Origin of the sequence: Methylotenera sp., from assembly GCF_030653755.1 — a bacterium.
Taxonomy (GTDB): Bacteria; Pseudomonadota; Gammaproteobacteria; order Burkholderiales; family Methylophilaceae; genus Methylotenera.
Map to the genome: position 1 here is coordinate 15,277 of NZ_JAURYU010000054.1, position 16,000 is coordinate 31,276.

Below are 16,000 nucleotides of genomic sequence, written 5' to 3' on the forward strand. Positions count from 1 at the left end.
ATTCAACTTTTTCAATAGCATCGGATTAATATTGCTTAATAAATGCAGTCCTGTGAATCCTTGTCATTTAGTGAACCCGACTAATTTAATGCCCCAAATACACTTCAATGACTTTTTCGTCGGCCTGCACTTTATCCATGGGGCCTTCAGCAAGGATTTTGCCCTGATGCAACACGGTCACTTTATGTGCAATTTTCTTCACAAACTCCATATCATGCTCAATCACAATCACCGCACGATTTTGGCATATACGATTAAGCAAATCAGCGGTTTGATCACGCTCCTTAGCGCTCATGCCAGCCACAGGCTCATCTAGCATAAGCAATTCAGGGTCCTGCATTAACAACATGCCGATTTCCAACCATTGCTTTTGCCCATGGCTAAGCAATGCGGCTTCCATCTCTAAAAAGTCACTTAGCATAATCTCAGCAGCAATCTTCATCACTTGAGACCTGACCACTTCAGTACGTTTAAACAAGAGGCTACCCCACACGCCACGACCTTTAGGATAAGAAACCTCCAGATTTTGATAAACGCTTAAATTCTCATAGATGGAAGGCGTTTGGAATTTACGCCCAACCCCTGCGCGCACGATTTCATGTTCTGAAAGCTTAGTGAGTTCTTTATTCATGAACTTAATCGAGCCAGAGGTTGATTTAGTTTTCCCACAAATTAAATCCAGCACTGTGGTTTTACCTGCGCCATTTGGCCCAATCACTACCCTTAGCTCGTTTTTATCAATATAAAAGGTTAAATTATCTACGGCTTTAAATCCGTCAAAAGACACTGTTAAGTCTTCAACAGCTAGCACAAAGTCTGTGTTGCTCATGCTTTTGCTCCTATCTCTTCAGCGTTAACCGGGGTTGCACTCGTTTCTGCTACAGGTTTTTCATCTTCATAAATCTTGTTGAGAAACTTGATTTTTCTTGCATATTTATCCCACAACCCTGCAATACCATTCGGGAAAAACATCACAACCGCCATAAACAAACCGCCCATCAAGAACAACCACAACTCAGGATAAGTTTCGGAGAAAAAGGTTTTACCGTAGTTAACCAACAGCGTGCCATACACCGCACCGATTAAAGAAGCTCTACCGCCCACCGCTGCAAAAATCACCATTTCAATCGAAGGTACAATCCCTACAAAAGAAGGTGACATAAAACCAACCTGCAACGTAAACATGGCACCGCCAACCGCAGAGATCATGGCAGCCACACAGAAAATAAATATCTTAAAGTCTGATACATCATAGCCAGAGAAACGCACGCGCTCCTCTTTGTCTCTCATTGCTAACAACAACATCCCAAACTTACTACTCAAGATATAACGTGAAAGGAAAATGCTACCGAACAACAAAATACCGTTCAAATAGTAAAGAATATATTTAGCAGTATCAGTACGTGTATCCCATCCTAAAACTGTTTTCAGGTCGGTAATGCCGTTAACGCCGCCTGTTAAACCTTGTTGGCCTACAATCAATATGCTCAGAATTAAAGCAATTGCCTGCGTAATGATGGCAAAGTACACACCACCTACACGACGTTTAAACATGGCAAAGCCAATTAAGTAAGCAAATGCAGCGGGTATGACAAGGATGGCAATAATGGTGAGCGTTAAGCTATTGAACGGCTCCCAAAACCATGGAATAGCGGTTAACTGATTCCAATCCATAAAGTCTGGAATACCTGGCGTCGTTTGAATTTTAGTGCTGATAGGGTCTGATGCCTCCAGCTTCATGAACATCGCCATGCCATAACCACCTAAACCAAAGAAGATACCTTGCCCTAAGCTTAAAATACCGCCGTTACCCCACAACAACACCAAACTCACCGCCACAAAGGCATAAGTGAGGTATTTACCCACTAAATTTAACCTAAAAATATCCACACCAACTGGCAAAATAATAAAGATAAGCGCGGCAAGCATGGCAAGGCCAAATGCACCTTGCTTACCTCCTATCAAATTGCTTGATACTATCTTTTTCAACATGGTATTCATTGCTGTTCTCCTTATTATTTACGCAACTTGGAAGCAAACAAACCTTCTGGTTTCAACATTAAAATTCCAACGATCACCAGTAAAGTTGATACTTTGCCCATAGAGCTAGACATGAAGAACTGTAATATTGATTGTGCCTGTGCAATACCAAAGGCTGAGGCAATCGTACCCATCAAACTTGCAGCGCCACCAAACACCACGACCATAAAGCTATCTACAATGTATAGCGTTCCTGTGGTTGGGCCTGTTGATGCAATCGTTGTAAACGCTGCACCTGCAATCCCTGCAATACCGCAACCCAAAGCAAACGTTACACGGTCTACTTTTTGTGTATTAATCCCTACAGCACCAGCCATCACTCGGTTTTGCACGGTTGCACGGACACGTAAACCCCAGCGCGAGCGGAACATAAACAAATAAACACCAGCAGTGACTACCATGGCTAACACCATCACAAATACACCGTTGATTGGAATATCAATATCAGGCGTTGGATTAAATGAACCTAACATCCATTCAGGTAATTCAGCACTGACTTCTTTTGCGCCAAAGGTAGAACGGAAAATTTGTTGCATCACTAAGCTCAACCCCCAAGTAGCCAACAAAGTATCTAATGGCCGTTTATAGAGATGCCGTATCATGATGAATTCAACAAAATAACCCGCTGCAAATGCGAGGATAAACGCGATGAGAATCGCAAAAACAAAGTAATAACTCACAAATCCATAAGTCACAGCCACTTTAGAAATCATGACAGTGGTATAAGCACCAATGGCCATAAATTCACCGTGGGCCATGTTAATCACACCCATTTGTCCAAAAATAATTGCGAGACCTAAGGCCATAAGTAGCAACACTGTAAACATGCTCAGGCCAGAAAAACCCTGCATCACTACAATATTGCTGATATCTGCTATTGAGTAACCAAACATACCGGCCTCCTACATAAATAACGACAGAGAAAACAACACACTTACATTTGCAATGGACAACACCTAAAAGAAAGATGAGCAATGCATTAACTTACGCTTAACTTATCCTGCTAATAGCAGCAACTTCTTAGAAGTTGCTGCTATCGTTAAGTCACTACGCTACTATTATTGATAACCTTTTGGGAATGGATCAGGTTTAATGTAACCAGAGGTGTAAACCACATCGGCTTGACCATCTTTTTTCCATTTACCGATACGTAATTTGGTCGTTAAGTGATGGTTAGCTTCTACCGTCACAGAGCCTTCAGGTGCATCTTTAAACACATAGCCAGGCAACGCTGCTTGCACTTTATCTACATCAAAGCTACCAGCACGTTCTACCGCTGCTTTATATAACCAAGGACCAAGATAAGCGGCTTGTGTCACATCACCAATCACAGAACTAGGACCCCATTTCTTTTTAAACTCAGCCACAAATTTCTTGTTTTCTGGTGTATCAATACTTTGGAAATATTTCATTGCTGAATAGAAACCAGCTAAGTTTTCACCGCCAATACCTAATACTTCATCTTCAGTCACTGAAATTGTCAGCATGGTTTGTTTCGATGAATTTAAACCAGCCGCATTAAGTTGTTTAAACCAAGCTACGTTACTACCACCCACCACCGCTGCATAAATCACATCAGGTTTTTTTAGTTTGATTTTGTTAATCACTGAGCCGAACTGTGTATCACCCAAGGCAATATACTCTTCACCTACCACCTTACCGCCAAGCTTGTTTTCGATATGCTTACGGGCAATTTTCATTGAAGTACGTGGCCAGATGTAATCAGAGCCAATCAGATAAAATGATTTTGCATTTTTCTCTTTTTGAATCCAGTCTAAACCAGCAAGAATTTGCTGTGTCGCTTCTTGACCTGTGTAGAACACATTTTTAGATTGCTCTAGACCTTCGTAGAAAGTTGGGTAAAACAACAAGCCATTTTCTTTTTCAAACACAGGCAAAGCTGCTTTACGTGATGCTGAAGTCCAGCAACCCATGACCGCTGCCACTTTATCTTTTACTAACAGTTTTTTTGATTTTTCAGCAAAAGTTGGCCAATCTGAAGCACCATCTTCCTGAATCACTTCAATTTTGCGACCTAAAATACCACCCATCGCATTAATTTGATCAATCGCTAACTTTTCAGCTTGGATGGAACCTGTTTCACTAATCGCCATGGTGCCAGTAGCTGAGTGCAAAATACCGACTTTCACTGTGGTGTCAGTCACAGCTAACCCTGTTGTATTCACTTTAGATGTTGGAAAATCAGCGGCTAATGCATGGTTTGAAATAATACCGGCCGTCAGTAATGCACCCACCAGCGCACCACTTACTTTCATAAAACTACGTCTATTCAAGGTACTCATTGCTGTATCTCCTCATTGAAAATAAAATTAAAACTACTGAATAAAACTTTAAAAAATAAAACGTTAAAAATGACGGGCTAATGCCCTAGCATCCATGGTCTTGCAGTTTTCTTGGTTTGCATTTGCAACGCTGCGGCCCCAGTCTCTGGGTTGACCTTAGTGCTAGATTTACAAGTATGAGTCCCTGTGCAACCGCAACTTGAGCGTCTAGTGACCCTAGGGTCATGCGCAGACTTCTCATTACGTTCGTGTGCTTGGCGTTGTGATTTAGCCATTACCGCTAATCGAGGCGCTGACATAATTCGGTGACTCTCAGCACCGCACTCTTCACAAAAAGCTGGTGCACTGGATTCACTCATTTTCCTCAACGCGGTAAACACGCCGCATGTTTCACATTCATATTCATAAACTGGCATTAGAATCTCTCCTTAGCTTGTCTTCGCGGTATCGATGCCTTGTTTCACCATGATTTTTGGGCCATCTGCATTTGGCTTCAAATCAAAATCAAAGATCTCTGTTGGTAGCCACAAGGTTGCACATGCGTTAGGGATATCCACAATGCCGCTGATATGTCCTTCTACTGGTGCAGTGCCCAGAATCGATAGCGCTTGCTCACCGCTATACCCAAACTTCTTGAGGTACTCAATGGCATTTAAACAAGCCTGACGATAAGCCACATGTACATCTAAGTAATGTTGTTTACCTTGCTCATCAACGGAAATACCTTCAAAAATGATGTAATCGCGATACGTTGGTGTCAGCACACTCGGTTGGAAAATTGGGTTTTTAATGCCATATTTCTTAACACCGTCTTTAATCAAGCTGACTTTAATATCGAGATACCCAGCCATCTCAATCGCGCCACAGAATGTGATTTCACCATCGCCTTGTGAGAAATGTAGGTCACCCATTGAGAGGCCGCCATCTTTCACATACACAGGAAAATAAATCTTGGAACCCTTAGTCAAGTTCTTGATGTCGCAGTTACCACCGTGATCGCGTGGCGGCACGGTACGCGCACCTTCCATGGCCGCTTTCTTAGCCTCATCACCAGTTAACTTACCCATCACTGCTGATTTAGGCTCAGGAGGCAGTGCAAGTGCTGGTACGCGGTCAGGGTCAGTGGCAATTAAGTCAGCTTCACGTTTATTCCAAGTTTCAAGTAACTCTCTTGAAGGTAAGCACCCAATCAAACCTGGGTGCATAATCCCTGCAAACTTAACATTTGGAACGTGGCGTGATGTGGTGTAAATACCGTGAAAATCCCAAATCGATTTACGTGCATCAGGATAGTGATCAACTAAAAAACCACCGCCATTTTCTTTAGCGAAAATACCGTTAAAACCCCATTGTTTGTCTTCAAACGTACCGACATCCAATATGTCCACCACCATCAGGTCACCAGGTTCAGCGCCTTCAACACCAATCGGGCCGCTCAAGTAGTGCACTTGCGTTAAATCCACATCACGAATGTCATTAGCGCTGTCATTGTTGCCAATTTGGCCACCAGTCCAATCCATACATTCCACACGGAACTCATCACCTGGTTTAACCATGGCAACCATCGGTAAGTCAGGATGCCAGCGGTTATGAATCTGGCCATCTTGTTCCCATGGTTTTTTGTCTAAATCTAATTTAACGATTGTTTTCATCAGACCTTCTCCTTATTTCATCCAAATAAAATCAGTGGGTTAACGTTAGAATTGCATTTGCAAGGAAACATTAAGAGAGTTCACGCTACTTTGATTTGTAACTTTTTTATCGCCATAAGCTGCTGTAATCACAGCGTTGTAAGGCTGCATGACGTAATTCATACCAATTTCAAATTTCTTGGTATCTATATCACCCACTGTGTTGACGCTTGCACTGCTGGTTGCGCCATCAGCTGCAAATTTTTGATAACGTACAAATGGCATAAACTTGCCCCAGCCAACTGGTTGGTTAAATAAATATCCAGCACCTACTGAATAGGCTTTACCTTCTTCACCTAAAAATACTTTATCTGTGTCGTAATCGTAGTAAGCCGCTTCAAAAGAAGCCGTACCATCACCTACGTTCTTTTTCTCTAACAAGAAATCAACACTGTATGAGGTATAGTCACCAACAGCACCTGTTGTGCTTACTACGCCGTCTTTTTTACTGCGCCCTGCCACACCAATCGCCAGTATGTCTTTAGCGCCAAAATAATTACCTGTACCGTAGTAGCCTGGCTCAGCATCCCAGAAGTCATATTGCAAACGGCCTGCATACATTAATTTATCTTTGGTGCCTGCCGTTTCTGATAGAGCGCCTACACCACTAAATCTAAAAATATTGTCGCCTTCAAATGCGCCAAAAGAGTAAGCAAGCTTGCCATCTAATGCGTTACCTACTACAGCCACACCTTCATCACGACCAATAATGCCGCCGTTCCAACCATAGCGAGATGCAATATTTGACCAGTAACCACCACCCATTGAGTAGTAAGGGCCAGCCATGTTTGCACGATCACTTGGAGACAAAAAGCGACCAGCCCAAATAGCTAGTTCTGGTGTGACTTCAAACTGAACGTTTGCATCAATCACTTCCCAACTTTGCCCATTACTCTTTTCAGTATTCAACATACCTTTGATGTATTTATTCAGTGAGCCTGATAAATACAAACGTGCGCTATCTAGTGAAAAGTCATTAGAACGGTCCTTGCCATTGCCTGCGGCATCTTCAACAGAGCTGTAACTAGAAATAAAACCAAAACCAACGCTTAGTGACTTATCCTCACCAAACGTGATAGTTGCAGCAGCGTTAGCATTTACTGTCGCCATGCTTGCACCTACGAATGCTAAAGATAAGAGTGCGGTTTTTTTTAAATTCAAATTCAATTCCATCTCATTACTCCTTAAGTATTTAAAGCATCAAAAAATCATGAATCACTGGACTGTTTTGCATTCCCAACCAACTTTTATTGATGGATGCATTTGTCATGTGGCAAGAATAATGAGATTGCTCTGCTTGTTAAATACGTCAAATTGCGTACATCATGACCGTCAACTTCAGCAGAAAAGTGTGTTAACTTTTACCTAAACTTAAGCATGAGATGAATGGTGAAAAAATGAAAAAGCCAGCAATACAATTACTCGCTATATTTTTATTGAATGGATGTGGTGAACTTAGCTACAAACAAGGTGCTTCTGTCAAAGATTTAGAAACCACTAAAAGAGAATGTAGATTAAGTAGTGAGCAAGATTTAGATGCTTGCCTCAAACAAAACGGATGGATGGTCCAAAAATTAGATCATTTGGATATTCTGGTAGAAGACGTCACATCACCGCTGCCCTCAACACAAGAAAATACTGAGGTCGCCACAGCAAAAGTAGAAGAAGAGGTGAGCATTTACGTGAGTAGCAACAACCAAACGCTCAAGACTGAAAAACCTGCGCCTATAAAGAAAAAGACGGCTGAAAAACCAAGTGACCCACTAGACACTTTTAAAATTAGCTCATGGTGGAAAATCGGTAGTAATGATCAACATTTCAGACAAGACGCAAATCAGTGCCAGACCAGCCTTGATGCTGCACACGCACCCAATACGCAAACACAAACGTATACCAGAGCCTTTATCAGTTGCATGCAATCCCACGGTTGGAAAGCACTAAAAGTAGCGCAATGATGATGAAGGTAAACATATTACTAGCACTGGTGCTACAGACAGCAACGACCCTATCTTTTTCCGCGGAGTGGGATCAAATTATTAAAACAGACCAATATTACATTGAGGTCGATATTGATACTTACGCTACGATAGATCAACTGCCAACCATCACAACAAGAACCGTATATAAAACACCACAAAAAATGCCCAATCAATCTGGTGTGGTTTACTATAAAAAATTAAGAACAGTTCAATGTGATTGCAACCGAGACAAGATCAAAGACATTGAAGTTAAATTTTTAGATGCATACAATCACACCATTAGACGCGAGATATCCTCTGTATTCAAAGCCGTGAATACGGATAACCACAACAGAGAAATTGCTAGCTTAGTTTGCCAAGTGCATAAAATGCTCGGGGGAAACTGATTAATCTCAGCGGTCTATCAATTTTTAAATCAAATGCCTTAAAAGCTCTCGTGCGCTTTCAAAAGAGAACTGTTTAATCTCGCGCGCTAATTTTGCATATGTCGAGCCCAATACAATTTTAAAAGTATCTGCATGCTGCTCATAAAACACAACCGCTGCGGCATCATTTAGCGCCAACATTGCATCAAGCTCTTTTAATAACACGTTGGATGCCTCTGCATTCACTTGACTGGAGATGTCATTTGACTGTGTAGATGAAGGTAGTATGGTAGGCAATACTGCTGCGATCTTAATCAGCTCATTACTGATTAGCTCAAGTTTTAGCGCAACCACCTCTGCATTTAAAGTAGCCGCTTGGCCTTCACGCAATAACAACTCCAGATTACCAGCACACAAGGCTAGACTATCTAACCCCAATGTTGCTGAAGCGCCCTTCAAGGCATGCACAGAATGCCTTGATGGGCGCTTCAGCAACATAGTCAGCTTGCGCGATTAAATGCTTTAGGTGTGTGACATCATCAGCGTGCGCACTAATAAAATCAGTGAGTAAACTTAGATATTTTTCAACATTGCCTCGTAACGCCTCAAGCACTCTGGATATATTTAAACCTGACATCGTGCGTAGCTGTTCTAATGCTACCTGCGTAACAGCGCTATGGTCATTTGTGGCCGTAACCGTTGCGTCTGTCGCAGATAATGTAGAGGTTGTCATATCTACTTTACTGTTTGCAGTACTGACTTCATGATTGTTAATTGCATGAGATGCTGGGAGCCACTTTAACAAAGTGCTATATAGCAATTTAGGCTCGACTGGTTTGGCAATAAAATCATTCATACCTGCGTTAAAACAGGCGTTACGATCTTCATCAAACGCATTTGCCGTCATGGCAATGATAGGTGTTTCTTTGTAATCGGGCAATGCACGGATGAGTTGCGTTGCCTCGATACCCCCCATATTAGGCATGAACATATCCATTAACACCAAATCATATTTCTGCTGTTTCACTCTGGCAAGCGCTTCAACACCATCTGCAACTGTATCCAACATTAAGCCAGCGTTACGTAACATTTCTATAGCAACTTCTCTATTAATAGCACTATCATCTGCCAATAATATTCGCGCTCCAGAATGATGTAATTTTAATGCTGACTCTGCATCACTCAGTGCAGCATTACCATATGTTGGAATTGAAGCTTCTTGGCCATGCTGTAATCTAGCGGTGAACCAGAAAGTACTGCCTTGCCCAACCTCACTCTCAATACCAACATCACCACCCATCATATTGGCTAATTTACGTGTAATGGCAAGCCCTAAGCCAGTCCCGCCATATTTTCTGGTGATGGAGGTATCTGCCTGTTCAAATGCTTGAAATAACTTGTTGGCTCTTTCTGAACTTATGCCAATCCCTGTATCTCGCACATCGAACCTCACCAGAAAATCATCTCCGTTATCCTCCAACAGTCTGGCACTGATGCTCACTTTGCCTTGCTCTGTGAACTTCACTGCATTAGCCGCATAGTTTAATAATGCCTGACGTAAGCGGGTAGGATCTCCACGCAGCAATAGCGGTACATCTCCACGGTCAATTTCAACTTGCAACCCTTTATCACGCGCGCTCTCGCCAATAATTGAATCTATATTATCGAGTACACTAGTTAGATAAAAATCTGTTGTTTCTAACACTAACTTACCAGACTCAATTTTAGAGAGGTCAAGAATGTCATTAATAATGGTGAGCAAATGTCGGCTTGCGCCATCAATTTTATTTAAACGCTCTACTTGCTGTGGCGTTGCATCTGCTCGACGAAGCAGATGTGTTAAACCAATAATCGCATTCATCGGTGTGCGAATCTCATGGCTCATGTTTGCTAGGAAAGTACTCTTGGCATTATTAGCGGCTTCAGCCTGTTCACGCGCCTGACTCAACTCAAAAGTACGGCTTTGCACTAATCCTTCTAAGTGGTTACGGTGCTGGTCTAACTCAATCGCAATCCGTTTTTTCTCAGTAATATCCTCTTTCACGGCCACATAGTTAATAACGCTACCATCAGCGGCACGCAACGGCGTAATAATCGCAAACTCATGATACTGAGAGCCATCTTTACGTCGATTAATAAACTCACCCTTCCATGGCAACCCTTGACTTAATTGATGCCACATTTCTTCGTATATTTTTTTCGGCGTTTGTCCTGAGTGCAAAATATTAGAGTTCTTACCAATCACATCCTCTCGGCTATACCCCGTCGCATCGACAAACGCTTGGTTGACATACTCTATCTGAGCTTTGGTATCAGAAATAACCACACTCTCAGGGCTTTGCTCGATGGCCTGGGAGAGTATAAGAATCTGCTCTTCATTAGCTTTTCGCTCAGTGACATCAGTAATAAAACCATGCCAAATCACACATCCATCTAGCTCTTTTTCTGGCATTGCATTACCAGATAGCCAACGCACCGTGTTATCGGTAAATTTAACGCGATATTCATGGCGCCATGGGGTTAAGTCCTGAGCTGACTTCCGAATAGAATCAACGACACCCTGATAATCATCAGGATGCAGAACTGATAGGACAACTGATGCATCATCAATCACATCTTGAGGGCTAATCCGATAGATATCTTGAATCCCTTCACTCGCATATGGAAAACATGTCGTTCCATCTGTGCGCAAACGATATTGATACACCATACCAGGTAAACGATTTGTGATTTTTCGCAATAAGGTTGCTGCTTGCTCACGTGCAGCTTCAGTTTGTTTACGCTCAGTAAGGTCTGAATTGGTGCCAGACACACGCAATGGTTTACCATGTACATCTCTCAGAATAAATCCACGCGATAGTACTGGCACATAATGACCATCTTTGTGTTGCATTCTAAATTCAATTTCATAGCTATTAGAGTAACCTTTAACCACTTCGTCAAAAGCTTGATTCACCAAATCCAAATCATCTGGATGCACAATCTGTTGCCATAAACCAGTACCGGCAATTAGTTCATTAGGCTCATAACCTAACATAGACCACCAGTGATCAGAATAATATAAATCGTTAGTGGCAAGGTTCCAATCCCAAGGTGCATCACGTGAGCCACGTAACACTAGCTGCAAACGCTCCTCTGAAGTTTGCAATGCATGCTCTGTGGTCTTGCGTGCTTCGTCACGAGCAAATGCATCCAATGCAAAACTGATATCATTCGCCATTTCGATGAGTAAAGACTGCACTTCATCATCAAAAGCATTGACTTCACCTGCGTAAATATTAAACGCGCCTATCGTCACTCCATTGCAATTAATGGGTAATGACGCCGAGGCCTTCCAACCAGAATGTTCACCACGTTCATGCCAAACAGCAGTGCGTGCATCATTGACAAAATCTTGCACCCATACAGGATGATTTTCTCGCACAGCTGTTCCAGTGGGTCCTGTTCCAAATGGACTATTAGCATCTATTGAAATATGTGCGTCTGCCATGTAATCATGTAAATCACCATGAATTGCGACAGGTTTAATCAACTGACTTTCATCATCGATCAAGCCAATCCATGCCATTTTCAAACTGCCAAACTCAACGGTGTCGTGACAAATACGCTTAAATAATTCATCTTGATGACTACTACGTACAATCGCTTGATTACAGTAACTGAGTACCGCATAAAGCTGCGTGAGTCGCCTAATTTTAGCTTCAGCTTGCTTATGCTGTGTGATGTCTTCATACATACCCAGAATACCAACGACCCCGTTCTGCTCATCTTTAAGCGGGACTTTAGAAGTGCGAAGCCAAATCGCACTACCGTCTTTTGTCGTTTGCTGTTCTTCATAAAACAGTTTGGCAACGCCTGAGTCCATCACAGCCTGATCATCTGCACGATACAAGGCGGCTTCGGTAGCCCAACTCATTTGAAAATCATCTTTACCGATTAAATCTTGCGGGTGCGCTAAACCTGAGTCTTTTGCAAACAAGGTGTTACAGCCTAGATAACGTAAATCACGATCTTTCCAAAACACCCGAACAGGTGCCGTATCGATCACTTTCAACAGTAAATCGCGCGCGCGCGACATATCGACTTCTGCTTGAATCCGATCGGTAATATCTTGCGCTGTGCCATGAGAGGTAATTGGCTGTCCTTGTTCATCAAATACCGTAAAGCAACGTTCCTGCACCCATTTAATGCGCCCGTCATGCATGACGATCCGATGCTCTACCTCATAGTCGGTTTGGTTTTTGATAGCACGGCGATAGCTCGCATCAACTTTATCCTTATCGTCAGGATGAACAACCGCCAAAAATGCTTCATAAGTGGCATCAAAGCACTGTGATGACAATTCAAATAACGTATAAACCTGCTCGCTCCAGAATAATTTTCCAGTTTGATGATCTAGCGTCCAATTACCCAGCTTGGCAATAGTCTGAGCTTCTTTTAACAACTGTTCACTTTTACGTAAACTATCTTCTACATCTTTTCTTTCGGTAATATCGCGTGAAATGCCAAACAAGCCAATCACTTCACCTTGTGCATTTCGCATTGGGCCTTTTGACGCAAGGTAAGTACGTGTACCATGAACGTTCACTAACTCCTCTTCATAGGTTCTCATCACCATATTTTCGATGGTCAGTAAATCGTTATCTCTAAATCGCTTTGCTACCTCAGGAAGTAGTATTTCAGCATCTTTTTTACCAATAATCTGCTCAGGACTGCCGCCTAATGCCTTTGCAGCTTCTGGATTGACCAGCAAATAACGTCCTTCAAGATCTTTAATATAAATAGAATCAGAAGAGTTATCCGCCAGCATGGCAACCAATTGATTACTTTGATTTTTCTCAGCTAATAAGGCTAGCTGTTGCGTACGCAACTGCTGGCGCCATAGCATAACTAGCGCCATCATCATGGTGCAAATCGCAGCAAATGCAATTAAACCAATCCAATATAAGCTACTCCATAGTGAAGCAAAGACCTCATCCTCATCAACTTTAGCGATAATGCGCCAATCAGTACCCGCCACAGGCGCATAGGCGGCCAGTACGTCGTGCGCCCGGTAATCTTTTGCACGTATGGTGCCAGGTTTTGTATCACTAAGCGCAAATACAGAAGCTAATGCACCTTTGTGGATAGGATACTTAAGTTGAAGTGCTGAATTTTTCTGATGTCTTAGCTCATTTAAAAAAACAACCTCATCCCCTTCTTGACGCACTAACAGCGTTTCAGCACTGAGGCTATCGGTTGGCCAGGTATTAATTAAGGGATACAGAAACTGATGCGCTGAAATTCTTAATAGAATAGCTACATTAGGCTGACCTACTTTAATATATTGTGCTGGGAGAGGCACAACCCAATCCATGTAAACGTGTGCATGAGTATCAAGTATTAAACCACCGTGACTTGGCTTATTTTGATTAAATGCATTAGCTACATGCGCTTTATCCACTATGACATTTTGATGACTCTGTTTAGTATTGAGCAGCACTTGTCCCAACTGATCGATTACCATTACGTCTTCATAGCCATAAGCCTGAATGTACGCATTGAAGCGATGCTTAATTTTTTCTGCACGTTCTACGTCTGATGGGTTTTTAACAAACGCTACTACTTGCGACATCAAGCCCTGTGATGACAATAGTATCTGGTCATCGCTATCTCGCTCGCTAAGCCAGTGCTCAATTTGTTTAGCTTTTAACTCAGCCACCACTTTTAAATCATTAAAAGCTTCTTGTTCAACTTGCGGTGCTTGTAACTTAAAAAAACCGATACCGATTAACGGCACAATCAATGTGAGTAAAGCAAAAGATAAATACAGGTGATTAACAGGTGAGAAACTTCTTTTTTGCTCACCATTAATTGATTTTATGACTACATTTTCACACCAAACATTGAGAAAAAAATAGAACAGACCACTGGTAATGGCAACGAACAGCCAACCTTTAATACTCATTGCAAACTCTATTTGGTTAGTATGGGCAAACAAACGCATGACTAACTTATCCGAGAATAGTATCCAGACACTAGATAGCAGGGTATAAACGATGACAGGCTTAAGAATATCAAGATGAGTTTCTCTTAATTGCTTAGGCTCAACTGCATGAGTTTGCGAAGTATTTTCGAGCAAGTATTTTTGAAGATTGTCGAGCACCAAATAAAACAAAACACTAGTGACAGCAACAAATAGCCAACCTTTGAGCATGCTAAATAACTCAACAAGATCGGAGCTCTCAAAAAGTTGTACTAAGGCCTTATCTGAAAAAAGTATCCATAAACTAGCAAGTACGGCATAAACCACGACTGGTTTAAGAACTTTACTTCGAGGAACAGTATCTTCGATGAAATGTGTAGTGAAGTAATTATTCTTATTTTTCATCGCTCAGTGCCTAATCGACATTTTAAAACAACGGTTTGTTAAGCTGCATTTGTGTCAGCATCAGCAAAACGCTTGCCGATTGCAACGAAGCCATCCAGATTTTCAAGAAACACATCAACAAGCTCAGGGTCAAAATGCTTACCCTTGCCTGCGACAATGATATCGCGAGCAACTTCACCACTCATCGCAGCTTTGTAAGGACGAACGGAGGTAAGTGCATCATATACATCAGCTAATGCCATAATACGTGCAGATAAAGGAATCTTTTGCCCAGCTAGTCCATCAGGATAACCACTACCATCCCATTTTTCATGATGCCAACGCGAAATCTCTTTGGCGACCAATAAAAATGGCAATGGCATACTCATTTCGTCTTCAGCTTTCTGAATCGCATCGCTACCTAATTTAGCGTGCGTTTTCATGATAGTGAATTCTTCTTCAGTTAATTTGCCAGGCTTAAGCAAAATATAATCTGGGATACCAACCTTGCCGATATCATGCAACGGCGCTGAACGCGCAAGCAAGTCAATATAACGATCGGTCATTAACTCTTTATATTGAGGATGATCTTTTAAACCAGACGCCAAAAGGTGAACATAGTTTTGTGTGCGACGTAGGTGGTTTCCAGTTTCTGGGTCACGGATTTCAGCCAGATGCGCTAGCGCTCGAATACTGACTTGCTGCGTAAGGTCGTTCTCTGCCATGCGTTTGGCAACCTCAGCTTCTAGTAAATCATTTTCATTCTTAAGCCATTCTCGTGCACGTTTCAGATCTAGGTGGGTACGCACACGCGCCAACACGACTGCAGGCTTAATTGGCTTAGCAATATAATCCACAGCGCCAAGCCGCAACCCTAACTCTTCATCATCAGACTCAGACAATGCAGTGACAAATATCACAGGAATATCAGCAGTGGCGGAGTTCTGCTGTAACTTACTCAATACGCTGTAGCCATCAACTTCTGGCATCATGACATCTAATAAAATTAAATCAGGTTTAGGGGCTGACTCTGCCACACGCAACGCATTCACCCCTGAAGTCGCTGCCAATACCCGATACGTTGGCATTAACAGCTCACTTAATACATGCAAATTCTCCGCAACATCATCAACAATCAGTATGGTTTCTTTTGTTTCTGCAATCATATTAGTCTCTATATTATTGATTTTAGAAATAATTTCTACAATTTTACTATCCAACACCGTGACTGACTATCTAACCACAATAAAAGTTTAGTCTATCTATCACCTAA

The 16,000-nt window shown here is 42.1% G+C and carries 12 protein-coding genes; 2 read left to right on the top strand and 10 right to left on the bottom strand.

The window, feature by feature from the left end; genetic code table 11:
• Window positions 1-85 precede the first annotated feature (85 nt).
• From urtD to Q7U33_RS11620, 7 genes are all read right to left on the bottom strand, one after another.
• Complete coding sequence (gene urtD, locus Q7U33_RS11590; RefSeq protein ID WP_304861129.1) at window positions 86-829, bottom strand: urea ABC transporter ATP-binding protein UrtD; 744 nt, start codon at window positions 827-829, stop codon at window positions 86-88.
• A complete protein-coding gene (urtC, locus tag Q7U33_RS11595) occupies window positions 826-2,001 on the bottom strand; it encodes an urea ABC transporter permease subunit UrtC (protein WP_370652011.1) in 1,176 nt (391 codons plus the stop codon). The genes urtD and urtC overlap by 4 nt, the downstream gene beginning before the upstream one ends.
• Window positions 2,002-2,015: 14 nt before the next feature.
• Window positions 2,016-2,933, bottom strand: a complete 918-nt coding sequence (urtB, locus tag Q7U33_RS11600) for an urea ABC transporter permease subunit UrtB (protein ID WP_304861132.1) — start codon at window positions 2,931-2,933, stop codon at window positions 2,016-2,018.
• Between the two features lie 165 nt (window positions 2,934-3,098).
• Window positions 3,099-4,343: an urea ABC transporter substrate-binding protein gene (gene urtA, locus Q7U33_RS11605; protein WP_304861135.1), complete on the bottom strand. Its 1,245-nt coding sequence runs from the start codon at window positions 4,341-4,343 to the stop codon at window positions 3,099-3,101.
• A 77-nt stretch (window positions 4,344-4,420) separates the two neighbouring features.
• The gene (locus Q7U33_RS11610) at window positions 4,421-4,759 is read right to left on the bottom strand and encodes a zinc ribbon domain-containing protein (RefSeq protein ID WP_304861137.1); all 339 of its coding nucleotides are present in this window, start codon (window positions 4,757-4,759) and stop codon (window positions 4,421-4,423) included.
• 12 nt (window positions 4,760-4,771) lie between these two features.
• The gene (gene fmdA / locus Q7U33_RS11615) at window positions 4,772-5,995 is read right to left on the bottom strand and encodes a formamidase (RefSeq protein ID WP_304861139.1); all 1,224 of its coding nucleotides are present in this window, start codon (window positions 5,993-5,995) and stop codon (window positions 4,772-4,774) included.
• Window positions 5,996-6,040: 45 nt separating this feature from the next.
• On the bottom strand, window positions 6,041-7,207 hold the full coding sequence (locus Q7U33_RS11620; RefSeq protein ID WP_370652012.1) for a porin: 1,167 nt from the start codon (window positions 7,205-7,207) through the stop codon (window positions 6,041-6,043).
• 224 nt (window positions 7,208-7,431) lie between these two features.
• Here Q7U33_RS11620 and Q7U33_RS11625 point away from each other — a divergent pair, with 224 nt between their 5' ends.
• Entirely contained in the window at window positions 7,432-7,989 is a 558-nt protein-coding gene (locus Q7U33_RS11625; protein ID WP_304861141.1) for a hypothetical protein, read from the top strand.
• Window positions 7,986-8,399: a hypothetical protein gene (locus tag Q7U33_RS11630; RefSeq protein WP_304861143.1), complete on the top strand. Its 414-nt coding sequence runs from the start codon at window positions 7,986-7,988 to the stop codon at window positions 8,397-8,399. The genes Q7U33_RS11625 and Q7U33_RS11630 overlap by 4 nt, the downstream gene beginning before the upstream one ends.
• A gap of 24 nt (window positions 8,400-8,423) precedes the next feature.
• Here Q7U33_RS11630 and Q7U33_RS11635 read toward each other — a convergent pair whose 3' ends face one another.
• The 3 genes from Q7U33_RS11635 to Q7U33_RS11645 are packed head-to-tail and all read right to left on the bottom strand — an operon-like array spanning window position 8,424 to window position 15,893.
• Window positions 8,424-8,846 (bottom strand): Hpt domain-containing protein, encoded by a 423-nt coding sequence (locus Q7U33_RS11635; protein ID WP_304861145.1) that lies wholly within the window; start codon window positions 8,844-8,846, stop codon window positions 8,424-8,426.
• Entirely contained in the window at window positions 8,803-14,748 is a 5,946-nt protein-coding gene (locus Q7U33_RS11640) for a PAS domain S-box protein (protein ID WP_304861148.1), read from the bottom strand. Before Q7U33_RS11640 ends, Q7U33_RS11635 begins: the two co-directional genes overlap by 44 nt.
• A gap of 38 nt (window positions 14,749-14,786) precedes the next feature.
• The gene (locus Q7U33_RS11645; protein ID WP_304861150.1) at window positions 14,787-15,893 is read right to left on the bottom strand and encodes an HD-GYP domain-containing protein; all 1,107 of its coding nucleotides are present in this window, start codon (window positions 15,891-15,893) and stop codon (window positions 14,787-14,789) included.
• Window positions 15,894-16,000: the final 107 nt, after the last annotated feature.